This is a genomic window from Janthinobacterium sp. BJB304 (assembly GCF_002735765.1).
Taxonomy (GTDB): domain Bacteria; phylum Pseudomonadota; class Gammaproteobacteria; order Burkholderiales; family Burkholderiaceae_D; genus Janthinobacterium.
Genome location: NZ_PDZN01000010.1, coordinates 119211 through 143251, shown reverse-complemented (window position 1 = coordinate 143251; position 24041 = coordinate 119211). Strand labels below are relative to the sequence as shown.

At 60.2% G+C, this 24041-nt stretch carries 18 protein-coding genes and 1 tRNA gene; 11 read left to right on the top strand and 8 right to left on the bottom strand.

The genetic code is table 11. The features are described 5' to 3' along the window. The first annotated feature begins 89 nt into the window (after positions 1-89). Positions 90-1223, top strand: coding sequence for an esterase-like activity of phytase family protein (locus CSQ95_RS14060; protein WP_099409950.1), 1134 nt, complete (start codon positions 90-92; stop codon positions 1221-1223). Here CSQ95_RS14060 and CSQ95_RS14055 read toward each other — a convergent pair. From CSQ95_RS14055 to CSQ95_RS14040, 4 genes are all read right to left on the bottom strand, one after another. Then, on the bottom strand, positions 1192-3351 hold the full coding sequence (locus CSQ95_RS14055) for a bifunctional diguanylate cyclase/phosphodiesterase (RefSeq protein ID WP_099409949.1): 2160 nt from the start codon (positions 3349-3351) through the stop codon (positions 1192-1194). The genes CSQ95_RS14060 and CSQ95_RS14055 overlap by 32 nt on opposite strands. Position 3352: 1 nt before the next feature. Then, positions 3353-6226, bottom strand: a complete 2874-nt coding sequence (locus CSQ95_RS14050) for a response regulator (RefSeq protein ID WP_099409948.1) — start codon at positions 6224-6226, stop codon at positions 3353-3355. Between the two features lie 374 nt (positions 6227-6600). Continuing rightward, entirely contained in the window at positions 6601-6801 is a 201-nt protein-coding gene (locus tag CSQ95_RS14045) for a YbdD/YjiX family protein (RefSeq protein WP_010396213.1), read from the bottom strand. Further along, positions 6801-8861, bottom strand: a complete 2061-nt coding sequence (locus CSQ95_RS14040; RefSeq protein ID WP_099409947.1) for a carbon starvation CstA family protein — start codon at positions 8859-8861, stop codon at positions 6801-6803. The genes CSQ95_RS14045 and CSQ95_RS14040 overlap by 1 nt, the downstream gene beginning before the upstream one ends. A 246-nt stretch (positions 8862-9107) precedes the next feature. Between CSQ95_RS14040 and CSQ95_RS14035 the strand changes: the two genes are divergently transcribed. The 6 genes from CSQ95_RS14035 to CSQ95_RS14010 all read left to right on the top strand — a co-directional run bounded on the left by CSQ95_RS14035 (position 9108) and on the right by CSQ95_RS14010 (position 16311). Next, complete coding sequence (locus tag CSQ95_RS14035) at positions 9108-10478, top strand: cache domain-containing protein (protein WP_070313010.1); 1371 nt, start codon at positions 9108-9110, stop codon at positions 10476-10478. Between the two features lie 16 nt (positions 10479-10494). Continuing rightward, entirely contained in the window at positions 10495-11124 is a 630-nt protein-coding gene (locus CSQ95_RS14030; RefSeq protein WP_099409946.1) for a response regulator transcription factor, read from the top strand. 205 nt (positions 11125-11329) lie between these two features. Next, positions 11330-12502, top strand: coding sequence for an EAL and HDOD domain-containing protein (locus tag CSQ95_RS14025; protein ID WP_070291390.1), 1173 nt, complete (start codon positions 11330-11332; stop codon positions 12500-12502). A gap of 1 nt (position 12503) precedes the next feature. Then, positions 12504-14549, top strand: coding sequence for a bifunctional diguanylate cyclase/phosphodiesterase (locus tag CSQ95_RS14020; protein WP_070224855.1), 2046 nt, complete (start codon positions 12504-12506; stop codon positions 14547-14549). A gap of 93 nt (positions 14550-14642) precedes the next feature. Then, a tRNA-Ser gene (locus CSQ95_RS14015) sits at positions 14643-14732 on the top strand. Between the two features lie 433 nt (positions 14733-15165). Continuing rightward, entirely contained in the window at positions 15166-16311 is a 1146-nt protein-coding gene (locus CSQ95_RS14010) for an acyltransferase (RefSeq protein WP_099409945.1), read from the top strand. Positions 16312-16387: 76 nt separating this feature from the next. Here the strand turns inward: CSQ95_RS14010 and CSQ95_RS14005 are convergent, their stop codons facing one another. Then, a complete protein-coding gene (locus tag CSQ95_RS14005; protein WP_218963612.1) occupies positions 16388-16810 on the bottom strand; it encodes a hypothetical protein in 423 nt (140 codons plus the stop codon). A gap of 563 nt (positions 16811-17373) precedes the next feature. On the opposite strand from CSQ95_RS14005, the gene CSQ95_RS14000 reads away from it, so the two are divergent. Beyond that, complete coding sequence (locus CSQ95_RS14000) at positions 17374-17646, top strand: DUF4242 domain-containing protein (protein ID WP_099409944.1); 273 nt, start codon at positions 17374-17376, stop codon at positions 17644-17646. 263 nt (positions 17647-17909) lie between these two features. On the opposite strand, the gene CSQ95_RS13995 is transcribed toward CSQ95_RS14000, so the two are convergent. Both CSQ95_RS13995 and CSQ95_RS13990 read right to left on the bottom strand, forming a co-directional pair. Continuing rightward, positions 17910-18293, bottom strand: coding sequence for a hypothetical protein (locus CSQ95_RS13995; protein WP_099409943.1), 384 nt, complete (start codon positions 18291-18293; stop codon positions 17910-17912). A 78-nt stretch (positions 18294-18371) separates the two neighbouring features. After that, a complete protein-coding gene (locus tag CSQ95_RS13990; RefSeq protein WP_099409942.1) occupies positions 18372-19118 on the bottom strand; it encodes a hypothetical protein in 747 nt (248 codons plus the stop codon). 263 nt (positions 19119-19381) lie between these two features. On the opposite strand from CSQ95_RS13990, the gene CSQ95_RS13985 reads away from it, so the two are divergent. The 3 genes from CSQ95_RS13985 (at position 19382) to CSQ95_RS13975 (ending at position 20582) form a co-directional block, all read left to right on the top strand. After that, on the top strand, positions 19382-19789 hold the full coding sequence (locus CSQ95_RS13985) for a GNAT family N-acetyltransferase (protein WP_070224861.1): 408 nt from the start codon (positions 19382-19384) through the stop codon (positions 19787-19789). Positions 19790-19819: 30 nt separating this feature from the next. Next, positions 19820-20284, top strand: coding sequence for a hypothetical protein (locus CSQ95_RS13980; RefSeq protein WP_180279055.1), 465 nt, complete (start codon positions 19820-19822; stop codon positions 20282-20284). 100 nt (positions 20285-20384) lie between these two features. Continuing rightward, positions 20385-20582: a DUF3079 domain-containing protein gene (locus CSQ95_RS13975; RefSeq protein WP_070224865.1), complete on the top strand. Its 198-nt coding sequence runs from the start codon at positions 20385-20387 to the stop codon at positions 20580-20582. 185 nt (positions 20583-20767) lie between these two features. Here CSQ95_RS13975 and CSQ95_RS13970 read toward each other — a convergent pair whose 3' ends face one another. Further along, positions 20768-23572 (bottom strand): TonB-dependent siderophore receptor, encoded by a 2805-nt coding sequence (locus CSQ95_RS13970; protein WP_143449972.1) that lies wholly within the window; start codon positions 23570-23572, stop codon positions 20768-20770. Positions 23573-24041 lie beyond the last annotated feature (469 nt).

The following is a 24041-nucleotide window of genomic DNA, read 5'->3' as shown; positions in this document are numbered from 1 at the left end:
ACGTTACCGACACCACCAGCCAAGCCAACAATGTTGTCGGCTTACGCGCTTCGCGCTAAGCCGACCTACGCAACTCACTGATACCTGTCATGCATCGAATTTTCCGTACCGCGCTTGTCCTGGCATCCAGCACTATCCTCCTCTCCGCTTGCGCCAGCTTCCCCCTCGACGCGCCGATTACCGGCCTGCGCCTGATCGGCGAACAGCGCATCGCGCTCAAATACGCGTTCGAGGGCACCACGGTGGGCGGCTTGTCCGGCATCGACTACGATGCGGCGAGCAATACTTGGGTGATGGAAAGCGATGATCGGTCGGAAATCAATCCGGCCCGCTTCTACCGCGCCAGCCTCAATTACGACAGCAAGGCGTTCTCTGGCGTGACCTTAAACAGCGTGCATTTCTTCACGCAGCCCGACGGCAGCCGCTACCCGAACCTGGCCCATGCAAAGCTGGACCGGGGCGACCAGGTGCCCGACATCGAAACCATCCGCGTCGATCCGCAGGACGGCAGCCTGTGGTACGGCAGCGAAGGCAACCGCAAGGTGGGCTTGCATCCGTTCGTGCGCCATGCGGACCGCGATGGGCGTTATCTGGCTACCTTGCCCACGCCCGCCATGTTCAATGTCTCGAAGGAAGAAATCGGCTCGCGCAACAACATGACGTTTGAAGCGCTGTCGTTTGCCAGCGATGGCAAGAGCTTGTGGCTGGGCATGGAAGCGGCCCTGTACCAGGACGGCCCGCTGGCCACGCCCGACAACGGCTCCGTGGTGCGCATCACGCGATTGGACCGCGCGGGCAAGGTGCTGGGCCAGTATGCGTATCCGATTGAGCCCGTGGCGTCGCGGCCCGCACCGGGGCGCGAGGCGGACAATGGCGTGTCGGAAATCCTCGCCGTGAACGGCCATCAGGTGCTGGTGGTGGAGCGGGCCGGCGTGGCCAACGCGGACGGCCTGTACACGAATCACGTGCGCATCTACGAAATGGAGACGGATGGTGCCACCGATATCCGGGATATCCCGGCCCTGGCGGGCGCGGCTTATGTGCCGGCGCGCAAGCGATTGCTGCTGGACCTGGAAAAGACCGGCTTGCCCAAGGTCGACAATATCGAAGGCATCAGCTGGGGGCCGCGCCTGGAAAACGGCCGCCGCAGCCTGGTGGTGATTTCCGACGACAATTTCAATCCGCAGCAAGTCACGCAAATCCTTGCCTTCGAAGTGCTCTAGTTTCCAGGCTGGCCAGCTGGCCCGCCTGCCTGGCCAGCATGGCCGTGATCGTGTCGTGCGGCGACGGGTGGCCTAAAAAGTATCCCTGGGCCATGTCGCAGCCGTATTCTTCCAGCATCAGCAGCTGCTCGTCCGTTTCCACGCCCTCGGCCACCACCACCATTTTCAAGCCGTGCGCCATGGCGATGATGGCGCGCGTGATGGCCGCGTTTTCCGTATCCTGCGGCAAGCCGGCGATAAAACTCTTGTCGATTTTCAAAGCCCGCACGTCGAAGCGCTTCAGATAATTCATCGACGAATATCCCGTGCCGAAGTCGTCGATGGACAGGTAGACGCCGATGCCGCGCAATTGCTCCAGGGTCACCATGGTGGCGCGCGCATCGTCCATCAGGGTTCCTTCCGTCAATTCCAGTTCCAGCAGGCGCGCATCGAGGCCCGTGTCGGCCAGGGCCGAGAGCACGATCTGCATCAGGTTTTCATCCTTGAATTGTTTGGCCGACAGATTGACGGCCATGCGGATGGCGCGCCCGCCATGGCTTTGCCAGGCCTTGGCCTGGTTGCAGGCCGTGCGCAGCACCCATTCGCCGATGGGCACGATCAGCCCCGTCTCTTCGGCCAGCGGGATGAATTCCGTGGGCGAGATGATGCCCCGCTCCGGATGGCGCCACCGCACCAGCGCTTCCACGCCCACGATCTGCGTGCTGGGCACGTCGATCTGCGGCTGGTACAGCAGATACAGTTCGTTGTTTTGCAAGGCTTTGCGCAAGCCCACTTCCATCTTGACGTGGCTCATGATTTCCATCGTCAGCGAGGAGCTGTACAGTTTGGCGTTGTTCTTGCCGCAGTTCTTCGCGTGATACATGGCCGTGTCCGCATATTTCAACAGCGAGTTGCAGTCCTCGCCATCTTCCGGATACAGCGAGATGCCGATGCTGGCCGTGACGAAAATCTCGTGCCCCTCGATCATGAAAGGCCGGCGCATGGCTTCCTTGACCCGGTGCGCCACGTTCAGCGCGTCTTCCACCCGCTCCAGGTCGGGGATCAGGATCGTGAATTCGTCGCCGCCCAGGCGCGCCAGGTTGCTGCCGCCGGAGGACGCCTCGAACTCGTGCTCGGCGCGCAGCACCAGGTCGCTGGGGCGGATGGTTTCGCGCAGGCGCTCGGACACCACCTTGAGCAAATGGTCGCCCACGTCGTGGCCCAGGGTGTCGTTGATGCGCTTGAAGGCGTCGAGGTCCATGAACAGCACGGCAAATTTCTTGTCGTGCTCTTTCGAACGCAGCAGTTCCCGTTCCAGGGTTTCCAGGAAGGCCTGGCGGTTGGGGATGCCCGTCAGGCTGTCGCAATAGGCGAGGCGGCGGATCTGTTCTTCCGTGCGCTTGCGCTCGCTGATGTCGCGCACCAGGCCCAGCACCTCGTCGGCCCCCGTCGCCACCAGGCGTGCCTCGAAATGACGCGTGCTGTCCTCGTGCGTAAGCGTGTAGTCGACCGAGCCGATGTGCTGCGTGGTCAGCACGGCGTGCGCCTTGTCCAGCAGGCGCGCGGCGATTTCGGGCGGCAGCACGTCGCGGATATGGCTGCCCACGCAGTCGCTGATGGAAAAGCCGGCGCTGGCGTCGTGGCCCTGTTCGTAGTCGAGATAAAAGCCTTCACGGTTGAGACGGAAGAAGGTGTCGGGGATGGCGGCCAGCACGGCGCGGTTATGCGCGTCGGCGATGCGCAGGCGGGCGATGGCGTCGCTGGCGCGCAGCACGTACAGCACGCGGTGCCCGAGGATGGGCCAGTTGATGGGTTTGGAAATGAAATCGGTGGCGCCCACCTCGTAGGCGCGCGTGACGGCTTCCAGTTCGTCGCCGCCCGTGACCATGATGACGGGCACCGTGCCGCCCACTTCCTGGTGGCGGATTTCGCGGCACACTGCAAAGCCGTCCATGGCCGGCATGTCGACGTCGAGCATGACGAGGTCCGGACCGCTGTGCTTGTAGCTGGCCAGCGCCTGCACGCCGTCTTCGGCCTCGATCACGTCCAGGCCCACTTGCGTGAGCATTTGCCGCATCAGCAAGCGCATCACGGGATCGTCGTCGGCCACCAGCACCAGGCCGCGGGGAGGGGAGAGGGGCGCTGTCATGTCAGTGTTCCTTCACGAGGATGGCGTTCAGCGATTCGCGTACGGCCAGGAAGGCTTGCTGCATCTGCAGCAGCAGGGGAGCCGCGCCCTCGGTGCTGCCGGCGCGGCCCAGTTTTTCCATCTCCTTGCACAGCTGCGCCAGGCCGTCGGCGCCCACGTTGGCGCTGCCCGATTTGAGGCTGTGCGCCACCTTGCGCAGCGCTTCCGCGTCCGCGCCGGCAATCGCTTCGCGCATGGCGCTCAACTGGCGCGGCGTCTCGCCGGTAAAGGCCTGGATGACCCGTTCCAGCAGCGCATCGCCGTCGGCGTGCGACAGGGCGCGGATGTTTTCCAGCGCCTGCCGGTTCAGCGGCTGGACCGATGCCGTGGCGGCGGCGGATGGCGGCGTCACCTCGGGCGGCGGCCCGGGCGGCGCTTCCTGCGGCGTCTGCGGCTCCGGCGCTTCGCTGTGGTGCACGGTGGCGGCGCGCGGCAGGGTGATCCAGCGCGCGATCGTGTGGCCCAGGTCCTGCTGCGTGAACGGTTTGCTCAGGTAATCGTCCATGCCGGCCGCCAGGCACGCTTCGCGGTCGCCCTGCAGCGCATTGGCCGTGATGGCGACGATGGGCAGCACGCGCGCGTGACCGCACTGCTGTTCGTGGCGGCGGATTTCCGCCGTGGCGGCAAAGCCGTCCATCACGGGCATCTGGCAATCCATCAGAATCAGATCGAAATCCTCGGCCTGCGCCGCCTGCAGGGCTTCTTCGCCGTTGCGCGCGCAGACCACGTCCAGGCCCAGGCTGTCGAGCATGGCCAGCGCCACTTCCACGTTGACGGGATTGTCCTCGGCCAGCAGCACGCGGCGGCGCTGGCGCCGGCCCGCCTGCCGCGCCGCATGCGGCGGATGGATGCGCAGGCTATCGCTGGCGCGCAGCGGCGTGACGATGCAGTCGAACAGGTCGCATTCGCGGGCCGGCTTGATCAGCTGGAAGGCCACGCCCGCCTCGCGCCGCTGCACGGGGTCGGCCGCCGCCTGTTCCGTGCTCAGCAGCAGTAATTTGAGGTCGGCCAGCAGCGGGTCGCTCTTGATGGTGGCGGCCAGGGCCAGGCCGCTGGTGCGCGGCAATTCCATGTCGAGCAGGGCCACGCCATATGGCGTGCCCGCCTGGGCCGCCGCGCGCAGCTTGGCCAGGCAGTCGCCCGCCGTGCCGGCGCTGTCGCTGACGATGTGCCAGCTGGCCAGTTGCCGCTCCAGCACGGCGCGCGTGGCGGGTGTGTGGTCGACGATCAAGGCGCGTAACCCTCGCGTGGTTTTCAGGTTGAAGGAGGGGTCGTCGCTGTCGACTCGCCGCTTATCGAAATTTACTTCGAACCAGAAGATCGAGCCTTGCGTTAAAGCATTATCAACGCCGATAGTGCCGCCCATCAGTTCCACCAGCTGTTTCGAGATCGTCAACCCCAGGCCCGTGCCGCCGTGCTTGCGCGTGGTCGAGCCGTCCGCCTGCGAGAACGATTCGAAGATGCGCGTCTGCGCCTCGTTTGATACGCCGATGCCCGTGTCGTGTACCTCGAAGCGCAAGCCCACGCTGGGCGCGTCTTCGCTGCACACGGTCACCTTCACGGTGACCTTGCCCGTTTCCGTAAACTTGATGGCGTTGCCCAGCAGATTGACGATGATCTGGCGCAAACGGTTCGGGTCGCCGCAGATGGCGATGGGAATGTCGTAGGCGATGTCGAATTCCAGGCTGATATTCTTCGCTTCCGCCTGCGGCGCGAACACGTGTTCTATGTCGTCGAGCAATTCGCGGAAATTGAAGCGGATGTATTCCACGCTCAGCTTGCCAGCCTCGATCTTGGAAAAGTCGAGGATGTCGTTGATGATCACCAGCAAGTTCTGCCCCGAGCGCTGCACCATGCTCGTGTAGTGGCGCTGCTGCGGACTCAAAGGGCTGGCCAGCAGCAATTCCGTCATGCCCAGCACGCCATTCATCGGCGTGCGGATTTCATGGCTCATGGTGGCGAGAAACGCGCTCTTCGCCTGGCTGGCCGCCTCGGCCGCATCCTTGGCCTTTTCCAGCTGCGCCGTGCGCACGCCCACTTGGCGCTCGAGCTGGTCGCGGTAATTGGCCAGGGTGCTGTCGCGGCTGTCGATCTGCGCCAGCATGTCGTTGAAACTGTCGATCAGCACGCCCAGCTCGTCGCTGCGCTGGTGCGCGATGCGGTGGCTGTAGGTCTGGCTGCTCGACACTTTTTGCGCCGTATCGATCAGCTTGGTGATCGGTTCGGCGATCACGCTCTTGAAACGCCGCGCGAGGAACACGGCGATCAGGAAGGACAGCACGGTGGCGCCGCCGATGGCGCCCACGTGGCGGCCGATGTCGCGCCACATATGGTTCAGGTCAGCCTCGATCAGCACGGCGCCGATGATCTGTTGCGGCTCGCCTGGCCGGTAGACGGGGCGGTACAAGCGCATGGCGGGCGCCAGGGTCGTGCCCGAGCCTTGCGTGACGGGTTGCACGGCCATGTCGGCCAGCAGGGCCGGGTCCATGTCTTCCGGCGCCGCCAGGCCGTCCGCATGCTGCGGCGCGCGGTACAGGGCAAACAGGCGCCCGCCCTTGTCGAACAGGGCCGCCTGGGCCACCTCGTCGCGCGCCGACAGTGCCGCCAGCACCTGTTCCGCCTGCGCATGCGCCGGCTTGCCCAACAGCATGGGCGCCGCGCTGGCCGCGCCGATCACGCCCGCCAGCGACAGCAATTGCTTGCCTTCATCGTTCTTGTGGTTGAGCACGGAAGTCAGCGCAAACGCCACGAACACCAGCAGCAGCGCGCAGCCCGACGACAATACCGAAATCATGGTCAGCTTCTGGCTGATGCTGGAGCGTTGGAAATTGAACATGAATTCGCTGCTTCCCCGGTCGCCCGTTGACTGTTATTTAATTCCTATTGGAAAAATATAGACGCGAAGACACATCCCGATATTGATGTGGGTCTAATGGAGGAGAGGGGGCGGGAACTTATACGAGATGAAACAACGGAGGGCAGCACATAGGTCGGATTAGCGCGGCAAAGCCGCGCGTAATCCGACACCACCACCGGCCGCGCCAACGATGTTGTCGGATTACGCTCTACGAGCTAATCCGACCTACGCAACTGACCCCGGTATTTGCTTTTGGGGATGCAATTAAACCCCTGAAAAGCCGGGGTCAGACCCAGGAGGGGGAATGTGTCCCAATGGGGCACATGCCGATCCCGAAGGGACTGACCATACTATTAACAACAACCCCCGCGTTTTCCCGCCCCGCCGTAACGGGCTTCCTGCCGCTCGCGGAAAAACTCTTCATACGTCATCATCGGCTCGCCGGGATGGGTCACTTCCCGGTGCGCCACATAGGTGTCGTACTCGGGCAAGCCGCACATGAGCCGCATGCTTTGCCCCAGATACCGTCCAGCCTTGATGATTTCATCGATCATCATTGCACCGTGGGCATGGCCTGGAACGGCGTTTCCTTGGTGCTCGGACGGCTGTCGGCGCGCGCCTTCATGATGGTGCGGATGCCGAAGAACAGCACGCTGACGACGACCACCACGAAGAAGGCGGCCAGGCCGGCGTCGAGGTAATCGTTGAAGATGATCTGCTGCATCTGCGCCACCGACTTGGCCGGCGCCAGCAGGGTGCCTTCATCGAGCGCCGCCGAGTATTTCTTCGCATGCGCGAGGAAACCGACGCGCGGATTGGCGTCGAAAATCTTTTGCCAGCCCGCCGTCAAGGTGCACAGCAGCAGCCAGATCGTCGGCGTGATGGTGACCCATGCATATTGGCCACGTTTCATCTTGAACAGCACGCAGGTGCCGAGGATCAGCGCGATGGCCGCCAGCATCTGGTTGGCGATGCCGAACAGCGGCCACAGGGTGTTGATGCCGCCCAGCGGATCGACCACGCCCTGGTACAGGAAGTAGCCCCAGGCCGCCACGCACAGGCCCGTGGCCAGCAGGTTGGCGATGACGTTTTCCGTCTGTTTCAGCGCTGGCACGAAGCTGCCCAGCAAGTCTTGCAGCATGAAGCGGCCCGCGCGCGTGCCCGCATCGACGGCCGTCAGGATGAACAGCGCTTCGAACAGGATGGCGAAGTGGTACCAGAAGGCCATCATGGCCTTGCCGCCGATGGCGCCGGACAGGATCTGCGCCATGCCGACGGCCAGGGTCGGTGCGCCGCCCGCGCGCGAAATGATGCTGTGCTCGCCAACGTCCTTGGCCGTTTGCGTCAGCATTTCCGGCGTGACATAGAAGCCCCACTGCGAAATCGCCTGGGCGGCCGATTCCGCCGTGGTGCCGATCAGGGCGGCCGGGCTGTTCATGGCGAAATAGATGCCCGGCTCGATGGTCGAGGCGGCTACCAGGGCCATGATGGCCACGAACGATTCCATCAGCATGGCGCCATAGCCGATGAAGCGGGCGTGGCTTTCGTTTTCAATCATCTTCGGCGTGGTGCCCGAGGAAATCAGCGCGTGGAAGCCGGAAACGGCGCCGCAGGCGATCGTGATGAACAGGAAGGGGAACAGATTGCCCGACCAGACGGGGCCGGAGCCGTCGATGAACTTGGTCATGGCCGGCATTTTCAGGTAAGGCGCGACGACGATGATGCCGATGGCCAGGCCCAGAATCGTGCCGATTTTGAGGAAAGTCGACAGGTAGTCGCGCGGCGCCAGCAGCAGCCACACGGGCAGGACGGAAGCGATGAAGCCGTAGCCGATCAGCATCCAGGTCAGTTCCGTGCCCGTGAACGTAAACATCGGGCCGAGAACGGCATGTTCCTGCACGTATTGGCCGCCGATGATGGCCAGCATCAGCAGCACAAAGCCGATGATGGAGATTTCGCCGATGCGGCCCACGCGGATGAAGCGCGAATACACGCCCATGAACAGGGCGATGGGAATCGTCGCCATCACGGTGAAGCTGCCCCATGGCGAGCCCGTCAGCGCCTTGACGACGATCAGTGCCAGCACGGCCAAAATGATGACCATGATCATGAAGCAGCCGAGCAAGGCGATCATGCCGGGAATTTCGCCCAGTTCAGCCTTGATCAGGTCGCCCAAGGAACGGCCGTCGCGGCGCATGGAAATGAACAGCACGATGAAATCCTGCACGGCGCCCGCAAACACGACGCCCGCCAGAATCCACAGCATGCCGGGCAGATAGCCCATCTGCGCGGCCAGCACGGGCCCGACCAGGGGGCCGGCGCCGGCAATCGCCGCGAAATGGTGGCCGAACAGCACATATTTGTTGGTCGGCACGTGGTCGAGGCCATCGTTGTGCTTGAACGCGGGCGTCATGCGGCGTGCATCGAGGCCCAGCACCTTGTCGGCGATGAACAGGCTGTAGAAACGGTAGGCGATCAGATAGACGCAGACGGCGGCGATGACGATCCAGATCGCGCTGATCGGTTCGCCACGTTGCAGGGCGACGACGCCCAGGGACCCGGCGCCTGCCAGCGCAAGCGCTGCCCAGCCGAGCTGTTTGAAAATGCGGTTCATGCTTCCTCCAGAGATTGACGGGCGCTGTGCCGTGCGATGATGTGTGCTGCCGAGCCTGGTCGTCGCCAGTTTGGATGTTACTTTTGGTGTATCTGCAGCTTATGGCGAGTATTCAGGAATCGTATAATTGCCGCAAGCGCAGCACTACGCAGTAACGCTCAGTATTACTACGCAGACCGATCGCCGCGCCGCGACGTAAAATCACCCATTCCCACCAGCATCGACGCCGCCGGAGCGCGCAAGGCCATGAAACTCAGACAGAAAGTCATCTTCCTGGCCCTCACGCCGCTCATCCTCGCCCTGTGCGCCATTGCGTTTGCCGTGCGGCACCAGGCGATCACCCTGGCCGAGCAGCAGCGCGCCACCATCCAGCAAGCGTATCTGGCCAGCAAGGAAGCCGAGCTCAAGCATTACGTGACCCTGGCCAGCCATTCCATCGCCTCGTTATATGGTTCTGGCCGCAAGGATGACGCCACGCAAGAGGAGGCCAAGCGCATCCTGTCCGCCCTCAGCTATGGCGACGACGGCTATTTCTTCATCTACGATTTGCAGGGCAAGTCGCTGATGCATCCGCGCCAGCCCGAGCTGGTGGGGCAGAATCTATGGGAGCTGCGCGACGCCGAGGGCAATCTGACCATCCAGCGCCTGATGCAGCGGGCGAAGAGCGGCGGCGGTTTCGAGCGCTACAACTGGATCAAGCCGTCGACCAACAAGTCCGCGCCCAAGCTCGGTTATGTGATCCTGATGCCGGAATGGGGCTGGATGATGGGGACCGGCATCTACATGGATGACGTGGACCAGGCGCTGGCCAAGGTCGACGCCCAGCAGTCGCGCAATATCCGCTCGACCATGGAGTTGATCGCCGCCATCGCCATCCTCGGCTCCCTGCTGGTGGCCGCCTGCGGCCTCGTGCTGAACCTGCGCGAACTGCGCGTGGCCGATGCCAAGCTGAAAGTGCTGGCGCAGCGCGTGGTCGAATCGCAGGAAGAAGAGCGGGCGCGGCTGTCGCGCGACTTGCATGACGGCATCAGCCAGTGGCTGGTGTCGATCAAGCTGCAGATCGAGGCGGGCATCGCGCGTCTGGCCGGCAATGCGGAACAGAAAGACAAGGCGCCGGCCACGTTCGAGCGGGCCGCCGAGCAGCTGAACAAGGTGCTGGGCGAGGTGCGGCGCATTTCGCACAACCTGCGCCCGGCCATCCTCGACGACCTGGGCCTGGCCGCCGCGCTCGACCATCTCGTGCATGAATTTAACGACAGCAGCAGCGCGCAAGCCAGTTTCACGGCCAGTCCGGCGGCGGCGGGCGAGGGCTTGCCCGACATGGTCAATACCGTGCTGTTCCGTATCGCCCAGGAAGCGCTGACCAATTGCGAGCGCCATGCCCACGCCCGCGGCGTGGAAGTGAGCCTGCGCGAGGCGGGCAAGGCCGTGGAATTGCGCATCCAGGATAACGGCGGCGGCTTCGACTTTGACGGCATCGCCCTGCATCCGCAGCGCGGCATCGGCCTGCGCAACATGACGGAACGCATGGAAGCCATCGGCGGCAGCCTGCACATCACCTCGTCCCCGGCCGGCACCGTGGTGCTGGCGCGGCTCGCCCTTTCATCCACCCACTAAGAACAGATACGCAACCATGACCGAGAAGATCAACATCCTGCTGGTGGACGACCACCCCCTCGTGCGCGACGGCTTGCGCGCGCGCCTGGAAGCGGTGGCGCATTTCGACGTGGTGGCCGAGGCGGGCGGCGCCGACGAAGCGCTGGCCCAGGCGCGCGCACACCAGGTGGACCTCGTGTTGATGGATATTAATATGCGCGGCACGAACGGCATCGAGGCGACGGCGCTGTTCAAGCAGGCGTTCCCGCAGATTGCCGTGCTGATCCTGTCCATGCACGACAAGCTCGAATACGTGTCGCAAGCCATCGCCGCGGGCGCGCGCGGCTATGTGCTCAAAGATGCTCCAGGGAAAGATATTGTGTTTGCCATCGAGACGGTGATGTCCGGCGGCATTTATTACAGTGCAGCGCTGGCGCGGCAGCTGTCGCGCCCGCAAGTCCGCGATTCCTTCCTCACCACGCGCGAGCAGCAAGTGCTGCAGCACATCGCGGCGGGCCAGTCGAACAAGCAGATCGCCCGCGTGCTGGACCTGAGCGTGCGCACGGTGGAGACGCACCGGCTGAACATCAAGCGCAAGCTTGGCATCGAAGGGCAGGCCGAATTGATCAAATATGCGGTCGAGCATGCACAGGGCGGCAGCGCCTGAGAAGGCGCGCGCGGCGGCACCCGCATGACAGGCGGGTCTCGCGGGGGAATGTTCTTTTTGAATATTTATTGCCAAAATTAAACTGTTTCATGGGTGAGATTCGGATAGAATGAATCTCGCTGTCGAAATGGCATCCCTGTCGGGCCAGGGTTGCCAATGCTGGTCAGTTTATTTACTATGGCGCCCTACCCACACTGAGATACCGATGTCAGCGTCTGAATCAAACCTGTTTCCGTTGGTGGGATTACAAGCAGTAGCCAATGCTCATAACGAGTGGGTCGCTGTTACCCTGCATGTACCGCAGGCCTCGACGGCGTCGCTGCTGGCGGCGCTGGCCGCCGCCGATGCGTATGCCTTCCTGGCGCCGCTCGACTGCATCATTCCCCTGGCCGACCCGCATGGCGTGGACGAGGCCGTGCTGGCGCAACTGGCGCCGCAACGCACCATCTTCCGTTTGCCTGCCCATCTTGCCGACGACAAAGCGCTGCAGAAAAAATGCCGGCAATGGCGCGACGCCGGCTACCGCATCCTGCTCGATGGCGCCGAGGCCGGTCCCGTGACGGCGGCGCAGGTCGACGCGCGTGCGCTGAGCTTTGACGCGGCCGGCGCCCGCCCGGCCCTGCATCAGCTGCTGCCCTTGCCGGGGCCGCACCTGGCCTACAACATCGCCGACGCGGGGCAGATTGCCGAATTGCAAGAACTCGGCGTGAGCTGGTTTGCCGGCGATTACGCCCTGCACCATGCGCGCCAGCAAAGCGAGCCGGAAGACGCCACGTCGCGCCGCCGCGTGCTGGCGCTGCTGGGCCTGCTGGCCCGCGATGCCGACGCGCACGAGCTGGAAGTGCCGCTCAAGCAAGACCCATCGCTCAGCTATCATCTATTAAAACTGGTCAATTCCGCCGCCTTCGGTTTCACGGCGCCGATTAGCAGCTTCAGCCAGGCCATCACCCTGCTGGGCCGGCGCCAGCTGCAGCGCTGGCTGCAACTGCTGCTGTATGCGCGCCAGCAAGACGATGGCAAGATCCACGCGCTGCTGCCGCTGGCGGCCGTGCGCGCGGCGCAGATGGAAGCGCTGTGCCAGCTGCGCGGCGGCGACCGCGACGCGCAAGACCTGGCCTTCATGGCAGGCGTGTTTTCCCTGCTCGACGTCCTGCTGGGCATGCCGATGGAAGACATCATCGCCACCCTGAACCTGGCGCCCGAAGTGAGCACGGCCTTGCTCGAACGTAATGGCGAGCTGGGCACCTTGCTGGCGCTGGTCGAAAGCGCCACGCCGCCGCCCGACGGCTTGCGCCGCGCCGGCATCGATGGAGAAACCTATTGGCGCAGCCTGCTGCAGGCCTACCAATGGGCCATCCAGGTCAGCCGGAATCTCTAGCATGACCCTGTTTCCGGTGTCGGATTTCCTCGCTGACAGCGCCGCCCTGTGCGACGCCGTCGTGCGTTTGCGCGGCTCCGCGCTGGTAGCTGAGCTGGGCCGTATCGCCAGCACCGTGATGGCCAGCCCGCATGGCCAGTTCCTGCCCGCGGCCAGTACGGACGCCGCTGCGCCAGCCGTGCCGTTCCCCCGCGATACGCCCGCGTTGTTGCAGGAAGTCAGCTTCGACGGCCATTGCTTCGGTCATTACAGCGTGGCCGGCCGACCGCTGTATAACGATGCCGACCGCCGCCACCTGGCCAGCCTGGCATCGTTGACGGCCGGCGTCTTGCAGGTGCATTCGCTGGCGCAACGCTCGACCCATGCCTACGCGCAAGTCGAAGCCTTGCTGGCGCAGCAGACGCAAATCCTCGACCAGTTGCACGAATCCGTGCTGACGATGGACTTGACGGGCTACATCACCAGCTGGAACAAGGGCGCCGAACGCCTGTTCGGCTACACCTCGGTGGAAGCCGTGGGGCGCAACATCCTGTTCCTGTACGACGACGAAGACACGGGCTTCCACGACGCCTTCCTGGAGCAGGGAGGGCGCCTGATGGAGGTGCGCCGGCGAAAGAAGTCGGGCGAGGTCTTCTGGGCCAGCCTGTCCTTGTCGCCGCTGCAAGACCTGGACGACAAGCCCATCGGACTCATCGCCTACCTGACGGACATCACGGAACGCAAGCTGGCCGAAGAGCGGCTGCACCACCTGGCCTACTACGACCCGCTGACCAGCCTGCCCAACCGTACCTTGCTGGCCAAACTGGTCGACCAGGCTCTCAGCGTGGCGCAGCGCAGCAAGATGCTCGGTTGCGTGCTGTTCATCGACCTGAACCGTTTTAAGCTGATCAACGACACCCTGGGCCGGCGCATCGGCGACGAACTGCTGCGCCAGGTCTCCTTGCGTTTCCGCCAGGTATTGCGCGACCAGGACCTGGTGGCCCGCCTGGGCGGCGACGAGTTCGCCGTCGGCCTGTTCGACATCGGCCAGCATTTCGAAGCGAGCATGGTGGCGCAAAAACTCCTCGCCTCGCTGGTGGAGCCGTTCCTGATCGAGGACCACGACCTGCGCGTGGGCGCCAGCATCGGCATCAGCGTGTATCCGCAGGACGGGCAGGATGCGGAAACCCTGCTGCGCCTGGCCGACATCGCCATGTACCGCGCCAAGCAGGACAGCGGCGGTGAAGCGGAAAGCGTGGCCTTCTACAGCCAGGACATGAACCAGGGCATGCAGGCGCGCATGCGTCTGGAAACGGGCTTGCGCCAGGCCCTGTCGGAGCAGCAACTGCTGCTGCACTACCAGCCGAAGTATGCGCTCGGCAGCGGGCGCATCATCGGCGCCGAAGCGCTGGTGCGCTGGCATCACCCGCAGCACGGCATGATCCCGCCCGCCGAATTCATCCCCCTGGCCGAATCGACGGGCCTGGTGGTGCAGGTGGGCGAATGGGTCTTGGAAGCGGCCTGCGCCCAGGCGCAAGCATGGAAGCTGGCTGGCCTGCCTCCGATCCGCCTGGCCGTCAACGTTTCCGCGCGCGAATTCACGGCAGCCTTGCCCGCCAGGGTGGCGGCGACCCTGGCCCGCTACGGCCTGGAAGCGGCCTGGCTGGAACTGGAAATCACGGAAAGCACCCTGATGCACAACATCGAGAGGGTTATCGCCATCATGGACCGCATCACGGCCCTGGGCGTGGCCCTGTCGCTGGACGACTTCGGCACCGGCTATTCGAGTCTGTCCTATTTGAAGCGCTTTCCCATCGATACCCTGAAAATTGACCGTTCGTTCACCACCGGCATCCCCACCGACGCCAGCGACTGCGCCATCGCCAGCACCATCATCAGCATCGCCCAGCAGCTGCACCACAAGGTGATCGCCGAAGGCGTGGAAACGGCCGAGCAGCTGGCCTTCCTGAAGAGTTCCGGCTGCGACGAAGTGCAGGGCTACCTGTTCTCGCGCCCGCTGCCGGCGAGAGAGTTCGAGCGCGCGCTGCGGGAAAACTGGGGCGTGTAGGTGTCTGCCCCAGCCCTTGCCGTTGGGGGAGTAAGGTCTGGACAGTACTAGCCATTGGTAAGCCAGTGACCTTTATGTATAATGCTGCCATCTGGAAGCGTGGCCGAGTGGTTGAAGGCACTAGTCTTGAAAACTAGCGACGGGTTACACTGTTCGTGAGTTCGAATCTCACCGCTTCCGCCAGGTAATAAAGAAACCGCCTTCGGGCGGTTTTTTATTGCCTGGCGGAAGCGAGCAGGGCGCCTGCGCGCCCTGCGTGTGAGATTCGAAGGGCTGGGCCTACCGGCCCAGCCCGCCCCGAATCCTCCAACCGCTGCCGCTGCGCGGCAGCCTCGCGCGCCGAGGGTGCGCGTTCGTGGTTCTAATTAGCTTTTCGGCTGAGCCAACTTTCACAGAACCCGACGCATCAGTCCGTGTCTGAATTGCGGACCTGACCCTCGCGTCGGTGTTTGGCAGTGGGGTTCCCCTCTGCGCTGCTGATAAGTTACTATCTACTTTTTAAAGCGATGAAAAGTGTCGCTATACGAGCGGAAAATTTGAAACGAACCTTTGCCGAGAAACAAATCATCTGGTTTTTGGCGTGGTTGGCGGGCAATCGAACAATTAAGGATAAAAATTGAAAGACGAAAAAGAAATATTGTCCCTGACTGGACTGCGTTTTGTTGCAGCCTTTTATGTTTTTCTGTTCCATATCCATATTCGCTGGCCTATCTCAAGTCATTCTCTTGCGAAGAATGTTTTAGATCAAGGGGCCATTGGGATGAGCTTGTTTTTTATGCTTTCTGGCTTTGTGCTTGCGTATCGTTACGCTGATGGGCGCAGCACTTTAAAGGATTATTTGATTAATCGGTTTGCCAGAATATATCCAATATATGTAGTGGCTGCGCTAGTCACGTTGCCATGGATTGGAATTAATTTTGTGAACACTTCACTAGCCGATACATTAAAGTGGATCGGACAACTTGCACTTCTTGTCTTTTCAAATATTTTTCTTATTCAGGCATGGTTTCTCCAGTATTTTAGTCACTGGAATGATGGCGGTAGTTGGTCAATCTCCGTTGAAGCGTTTTGTTATGTCTTGCTTCCTTTCTTTCTGCCAAGCCTTTTGCAAGCCTCAATGAAGCGGTTATTCGTCATCGCCGCTGTCTGCTGGTTGTTGGCGGTGTTGCCAGGTCTGTCTGCCGCACTTTTTAGTAGCCCGTCTAATGGTGTCTTTTATTCGATGCCAATCTTTCGTTTGCCTGAGTTTTTGATTGGAACATGTACATACCTAGCCATCCGCCTCGGATTTAAATATCGATTTGGAGCGGTGCTTCAATTAGCTGTGCTTGTGACTTTTTTTCTTTATTTGGGAATTGCCGGACCGGAAATGCCACTTTATGTCGGGCACAACTGGATTGCTCTGCCTGTTATTGCTTTTATGATTTTCTCCTTATCGAATGACAGGGGGCTAGTTGCCTCGATTCTTGCTTCCCGATTTTTTGTCTGGCTGGGGAAAATAAGTTACTGTTTTTATTCTTTTCAAGCCCTAATTATCTTGTTGCTTATTAGCTATCACGATAAGTTGATTCAGGTAGCACCCGCGCTATCCAACAATAAATTATTGGCGATAGCAACGTTGGCAGTACTGGTGGTGCTGTCCGCATCTGGCTACTACCTTATTGAGGAGCCTGCACGACGGTGGATTAGGCGATACCGCAAGGAAAGGGCGATCCGCAAAGTTAACCTGCCAGCCACGTCTCTCGCTAGTTCGACCCCGTAACCCTCAACAACTACAGAGCCGACGTCCAGAGTGCGATGAGCCAGTCAAAACAAACCTGCCACCACCTGCCACCCCGTCAGATATGGCGTTGATGACGGTCAATCGCTGTGGGTAACCACACAGCGCTGACCCTCTTATCAGGGACGCGGCTGGCCTTGATCGTTGCCCACTTCTTATGCAGTACCTCGACGGGGTGGTCGGTAATGATGGCTGACCCGTCCGGCTTGCGGTATTTGCGGATGGCGTAGTTAATAATGAGCGCCCTAAGGACTGAGAAGCTCTGATTGGCTTGGGCTGATGCTGGCCCGTTACCGCGCAGACCGTGATTCTTAATCTCGTTGAACCGCTTTGTGACTGCCTCGCGGCTGATGCTCGCTACAGGCTTCTTGAGCCACGGCTCAAAGGTTGTGGTCACATGGCGTTCGATCTCGCCCTTGCTGCTGTCCTTTAGCTGGCAGTCGCGCATATACGCATCGGCCACGCCGCGCAGCGATACCATCTCGGCTGCTCGTTCCTCGCAACGTCTCGCGGGGCGATACCCTTCTTCATGTTGCGGAGATGTTCCTTTGCATCGTCGCGGGCTTGGGCAACGGTGAACACGCCATGCGCCCGATGGTGATGCGTGCCTCCTTGCCGTTGCTTGCGGAACGAAATTTTTTTGTAACTCATTGATATAAATGAGAAATTTTGAAGACTTGAAAACTGGCGACAGGTTAAACGTTCGTGAATTCGAATCTGACACGCAGGTATTCTGCGCGCCCTGTGTGTGAGATTCGATGGGCTGGGCCTACCTGGCCAGCCCGCTCCGAATCCTCCAGATGCTGCCGCTGCGCGCCGCAGGCGCGCGTTCGTGGTTCCAATCAGCTTTTCGCTGAGCCAGTTTTCACAGTACCGACGCATCAGTCAGTGTCTGAATGGCAGACCAGACTCAAGTGCATTTTGTGGCAATTCCAACAACATCACCCCACCAGCATGGTATATAACGAATACATGTCACTGCATGTGTGACGCACAGAACCGGCGAGTGTTGTGCTCGCCCGGAAACCTTATAAGGAGACCGCTATGCCAAAATACGTTATTGAGCGTGATATTTCCGGGGCCGGGAAGTTGTCTGAGCAAGAACTTCAAGCCATTTCGCGGAAGTCCTGCAGTGTCTTAAACAAGATGGGGCCACAAATTCAATGGCTGCAAAGCTATGTTACTGGCGATAAAATCTATTGTGTTTACATCGCTGAAAATGAAGCGCAGGTTCGCGAACATGCCCAGCAAGGTGGCTTTCCTGCAAACCGCGTGTCGGAAGTCATCTCAGTCATTGATCCGACTACGGCAGAGTAGTTCCGCCGCCAATGTACTTGAGTCTCGTCCCTGGCGGAGCTTGACTCGGGCAGGGACGAGTTGTGCGTTACATGACCGTTTGGGAAGACGTTGACCGAGCGGAATGGGGCGAGAGTAACCATCAGTCCGCGTCATCACCGTATCGACTGTATCGAGCCTCTGACGAGTCGGCCTGCGTAGCTTTTGCGCCGAGCCGGCTTCTATGACGCCCAACGCATCCGTTCGTGTCCAAATGACGGAACTGCCCGTCGCGTTGGGGAATCTCAGGAGTTTGCCGGAATACCTGCGGCGCGTTGTGGCCTCTTGTCGACCGGCACAAACACTTCCCATTTATGTTGTATTGTCGGCTTTACGGTCCTGGCGCAACTCACAGCAACATTCGGTCCAGACAGGCCATGGCTCTTCGGCACCCATTTCACATGCAAAGGTAGCGCGCATTTCGTCACCAGAATCTTCCGGTTCGGCTCCAATACCTGCCACCGTGTGCCGTTTTTGGCATTTTCTGCTGCCATGAACTTGACTGCGGCCTCCCTGATCTCAAACAAGCCATGTATGTCACCGCGGGTTCTATCTTCGTCAAGCGTGGCAGCGATTGCCGAGGCGATGCCAGCGACAAGAAAAAAAGCGCCGGCAAGGGCGGCGCACATGCGTTGATTCCATCGTAACGGTAGCTGCATCTTTACACTCCTTGCCGAGGCTGTTTGATATCCCCCACCATGACGAATTCATGCCACTTCATCGCGCCTGAACATGAATTGTTGACGCTGAATGCCTTGCGTGACGAAGTCCGCATCGGGCGGGATTGTTTCCCAGAAAAAAACATGTTTAAAAATGGGGATTTTGTTGAATTTTTTCGAACGAAATATCCATCTGTTTTTCGTGAAATCGCTGTAACGGTCGCCCTTGAACTGTTTATGTACAGTTGTAAAAGGAAGCAACTTTTCCGCAATATCCGGGAAAGAATAATCTGGGTGGTTATCCTTGAATTTCTCGAAAATTCCAAATTGATCTCTGCAGATGACTTGAATGGCCGTTTCTGGCATGCGATAGCGCGGGGACCACAGGACATTCCAGCCTGATTCGATTTCATTGATGAATTTTACCAGGCGCGGCGTCATGATATAGGCGTCCGACTCGATATGGATGATTTTATCCACGCCTAATTCATTGGCCACCTTGACCGAGTGAAGAAAACTGCGCCACCAGCCAGGGTAGTCAGCCCCGCTTTGCCTTCCCAGGTTGTTGTCGAAGCGAATGATGAGATTTTTATCGTCATTCGAAGCCAGAGGGGCGCTATGGGAAACTGTCTTGATAATGTCGGCAGGCGGAAGAAATGGCGACCCATCGTCAATCATTATCTTCTTTACTGCATCGATTGGAATGTCTTTATAGTAATCGAGCCACCGTTGATACCGGCTTTCCCATGATGGTGCATCTTTTATAAAGCTGGTGCAGAATATAATGGCTTTCATTTGCTAAACACATTCCTTGTGTCGGAAAAAATACAGGTTATTCACGGATTATTAAAATTTTCAACTATTTTAGCAGATCGGAGGCGGTTTAATCACTGAACGGGCATGCCGGCAATGTGGCCGCTGGCAGCATGGCGCCTCTGGCGCGCACTCCTGGCGCCCCGTCACCGGTGCAGTATCATCCACATGCCGCGATCATCGCTGGTTATACTAGGTGCATGGCAGAGGTTTCCCATGCGCCATCTCCTTACACCCGTGAACCAATGAAAAACACCACTGTCGAATATCGTCATAACTTTCCTCTTGATCCGCTGGACGTTGTTCGCGTCTTCGATCAATCCGGCATCAAGCGGCCCACCAGCAACCTCCCGCGAATCGCGCGCATGTTTGCCGCGCCTTGTCTGGTGCTGTCGGCGTGGGTGGATGGCCAGCTTGTGGGGCTGGCCCGGTCGCTGACCGACCATGCGTATTGCTGTTATCTCTCGGATCTGGCGGTAGACAAGCAATACCAGGGCCTGGGTATCGGCAAAGCGCTTGTCCAGCGCACCCAGGCCGTCATCGGCGACGAAGTGTCCCTGATATTGCTTTCCGCCCCTGATGCCATGTCCTACTATCCGACGCTCGGTTTTGAACCTGCCGCCAATGCTTTTATCATTCGGCGCAAACATTAAGTGAGCGCTTCCAGGAACGCTTGTGCCCTTATGAAACCCGTCTACACCCTCGCCGAAGCCCTGGCGCAAGACCCCGCTCGCAGCGCCAAGACCCAGGCTCTTACCCTCGACAGCTCCCGGCCCCACATGGGCCTGAAAGGCAGGCACGGCCTGTTCGCCTCCGTAGAATGGTGGGAAAGCATCAAAGCCGGCCGCATCCAGACGCAAACGTTGACGGGCTGTATCGAGCGCACGTATTTCGCGGGCCAGGATAGCCGGCGCGGCGATCAAGTCAACAGCTTCACTTTGCGTCTGACCGATGGCTCGACAGTCGACGAGAGCATCTACACGCACCGCAAGCAGGACATCAAGCTGTTCGTGCCCGGTGCCACGGTGACGATGGTGTATGCGCTGGACGAACTCAAGGCACAGCCGGCGGCCGATGGCAGTGTCAATGTGGCGCGGACCGTGCTGGAGGTGTACTGCGTCTTTCCGCCACGCCAGCCATATGCATAGAATTGACCCCGGGCAAATTCCTCACTGAAATTCGTTTGACCGCCTCCCGCGTCAGGTCTAGAGTCGTCGAAGAGACCTCAACCGACTGCATCCCCACGCCATGGCCAAGCCCTTTCCCCTGAACCCCAAGAACCCCGAGCGCATCTGCTGGGGTTGCGACAAGTATTGTCCGCCGGACGCCATGCGCTGCGGCAATGGTTCCGAACGCACGCAGCATCCGGTCGAGCTGTTTGGCGAAGGCTGGAATGACTGGGGGCTGGCGGCGGCCGACAAGGAAGAGGATACGAAGACGCCTTGAGCCGGCGGTGGCCAGGCGGCACACTGCTTGTCAGCGGCTGAAACCTGGCGGAAACTGTCGATTCCGGGCTTGGTGCATGGGCAGACCTTCGGCATTCCCCATCTGAAACTAAAAAGGGCTGAGCTCTGTGCAACACAGGACTCAGCCCTTGGCTATTGGCGCACCATCACGCCGGCAGCAGAGGATTACATGAAGTGGTAGTTGGCGCTGATGCGGAAGTAGCGGCCTTGACCATTGTGCAACTGCGGATTGAAGCCTTCCACTGGGTAACGTGGATCATATGGCGCCTTGATATCAAACAGGTTCTTGATATTGAACGACAGGGTCAGATCCTTGAAGCCCGTGTAGGAGTACGCCATATTGGTCGTCGTCCAGCTCTTCACGTCGCAGCTGCTGATGTAGTTGCTATACTTCGGCAAACCACCGAGCCCATATGCCGACTTCGGCTGACCCACGCCGTACTGGCAGTATGGTTTCTCGTAGACCACATTGTTGTCGCTACGGCGCAGCAACGATACGGGACCGACGAAATCTACCGATGTCGTCAGCGAGTGGTCGCCACGGGTCCAGTTGACCGACAGGTTGCCGCGGTTCTTGGGATTGTCGCCGACCGAGGTGGCATAGTCGGACAGGCCGCCGTTCGCACCGGAGGTATCGGTTGCCACTTCGCCCGGACGTTCGGCGCGCTTGAAGCTCATCAGATAGCTCCAGTTCAGGTTGGCGGTCAGACGGCCCAGATCGCCCAGCGATTTGCGGTACGCCACTTCGAAATCGATGCCCTGCACTTCGGTGCTGCCCTGGTTCACATACGAACGGTTGACCTGGGAAATCGGACCGGAGTTAGGCACCACGTTGCCATTGGCATCGGTCACCAGATTGGCCGGATTGTTGTCGCGTACGACGCTGCCAGGGTAGCGGTCCTGGCGATCCACCATGTACTGCGCACTGAACAAAGCGGTTTCATCCACTTTCTTGATGCGGTAGTAATCGACCAGCACGTCGATTTCCTTGGTCGGCGCCAGAATCAGGCCCAGCGAGTAGCTCTTCGATGTTTCAGGGCGCAGATCAGGCGTGGCGGAGGACAGGCTGGAAATGCCTTTCTTGCAATCAGTTTTATCCGCGCCGGTGGCCGGATTGACGCCGTCCGGGCAGCGCAGCGGGTCAACCACGTTGCCAAACGACTGCACGCCGCCAGGCGAGACCTGGGTCAGCGCTGGTGCGCGGAAACCTTCGGCATAGGTGCTGCGAACGGCTACGCGGTCGCTGATGGTCCACTTGGCGCCGACTTTCGGCACGAAGTTGCCCTTCAGGTTAGGGTATTTGTCGTAACGGCCGGCAAAGTCCATTTCAAAGTATTTCGCAAACGGCGTGCGTACTTCGACGAATGTCGAGCTGACATTGCGTTGGCCATCGGCCATCGAGTTGGCCAGGCCGATGATGTCGCCGCGCTGCGTCGCCATGTCTGGCGTCAGGCCGATTTTTTCTTGACGGAATTCAGCGCCGAATGCCACGCCGACCTGGCCGCCGGCCAGCTGGCCAAATGCGGTACTCGCCTTGGCGTCGACTTGCGTTACCTGGGCAAAGCCGCGGTTTTCCAGGTCGCGCGTGACGCTAGGATCGGCATTGACCTGCGCCAGGGTCCAGTTCTGCGTCATGACCTTTTCCAGGGTCGGGCGATACAGCATGCCATTCGTGGTTTCTGTGCGTTCGGAACGGTTCCACAGTACGGCCGTTTCCCAATCCCACGCACCAGCCGTGCCGCGCACGCCAGCGAGCAAGCGATAGCTTTCGTTCAGATTGGAGGCGCCGCCCGGGGCGCTGACGCGGTAGCCGACAGCGGCGCGCTGTGTCGGGAATGGATTGTCAGGATGACCTACCGGCAAGATCATCTGGAACTGCTGCGGTGCGCCGTTGAGTTGATACACGGTGGTCGAAGCCGTGCTGCGGAAGGCCGTCGGCACGCGCAGATAGGTGCGCTCCGAACGGCTGTAGCCGGCTTCGGCAAAGGCGGTCACGTCGTCATTGATCTCGAACGTGGCGCGCGACAGCACGTTGGCGTCCTTGCCGGCGCTTTGCACTTCGGCGTAATCGTCGATGTTGAAGTTGCAGAAGGTGCGTCCCACCAGCGTGTCGCTTGCCAGCATGTTATGCGCCGCCATGTTGCCGGTGATTTGCTGCGACGCCGGGCAGTCCAGGCGGTTGATGATTTGCGCGCGCTGGGCGTAGGTGGTGGCGAAGTTCTTCGTGCCAGGCTTCGTTTCAGCGTAGAAGAAAGGCGACGTGGTCAGGCTGCTGGAGAAAGGGTTCAGGCGGCCGTTGATGTCGGCATACATGCCTTTCTCGACGTCATTTTCGTTCTTGATGATGGTGCTGTCGCGCTTGGCTACGTCAAAGCTGACGAAGGCATTGAAGCGGTCCTTGCCAAAGCCGAAGATACCGCTGGCGCTCTTGCGGGCAAATTCGCCGTCGTCGTTGGCGCTGATGCTGGCGCTCATTTCGGCGCCAGTGTACTTGGTTTTCGTAATGAAGTTGACGACGCCGGCGATGGCGTCGGAACCGTACACGGCCGATGCGCCATCCTTGAATACTTCGACGCGTTCGATGGCCGAGACGGGAATGCTGTTCAAGTCATAGACGGCCGATTTTCCCTGATTCGGGTCGGCATAGGCGGATGCGGTGATACGGCGGCCATTGAGCAAAATCAGCGTGGAAGACGAACCGAGGCCACGCATGGAGGCGGTTGCCGCACCGCGGGCAAAGCCGCCGTCGGTCACGTCCACCGACGAGCCCGAGCCGAAGGCAGGAATCGAGTGCAACAGTTCGGCCACAGTATTGGCGCCGGTAGCGGCAATCTGCTTGGCATTCAAGGTCTGGATAGGCGAGGAGCCTTCTTTTTCAGTGCGCTTGATATTCGAACCGGTCACCAGGACTTTTTGCAATGCCGGTTCTGCCGGTGCTTCCTGGGCAAACGCCATATGGGATGAGGACAATGTCAATGCGACAGCGACGACGCTGCGCTTCAAAACAAACTTCTTAGTCAATTCACTTCTCCGTACGAGTCATTCTCAGGACCCGTTATATGTGAAAAACTGTTGAAACAAGCACCTTGCGATGGGCACGCGCCTGCCAACTCGATCTAGTTTGACCGTTCAATTGCAGTCATTTTTTGTAAAATGTGATATTCATTTTACCTAGAAGACACATAAAAACATTTCCATATAGGAAATGTCAATTTTATCTATCACTGTTGCTCTTATTTACAACAGTAAAGATTTTCTTTACAAATGGATGCTGCTGAAATTTCCGTGTTTTCGGAAGATGATGATCGGAAGGAAACGCGCGCAACGTGAGGCAACGAGGCGGTGGGCATGAGAGAACATGCCGCTCCAGACGGGAATGCCATGCTTCAAGGCGATTGCCTTGTTGGTAATTCATGCATGGAGGAAATTGTCAACAGGC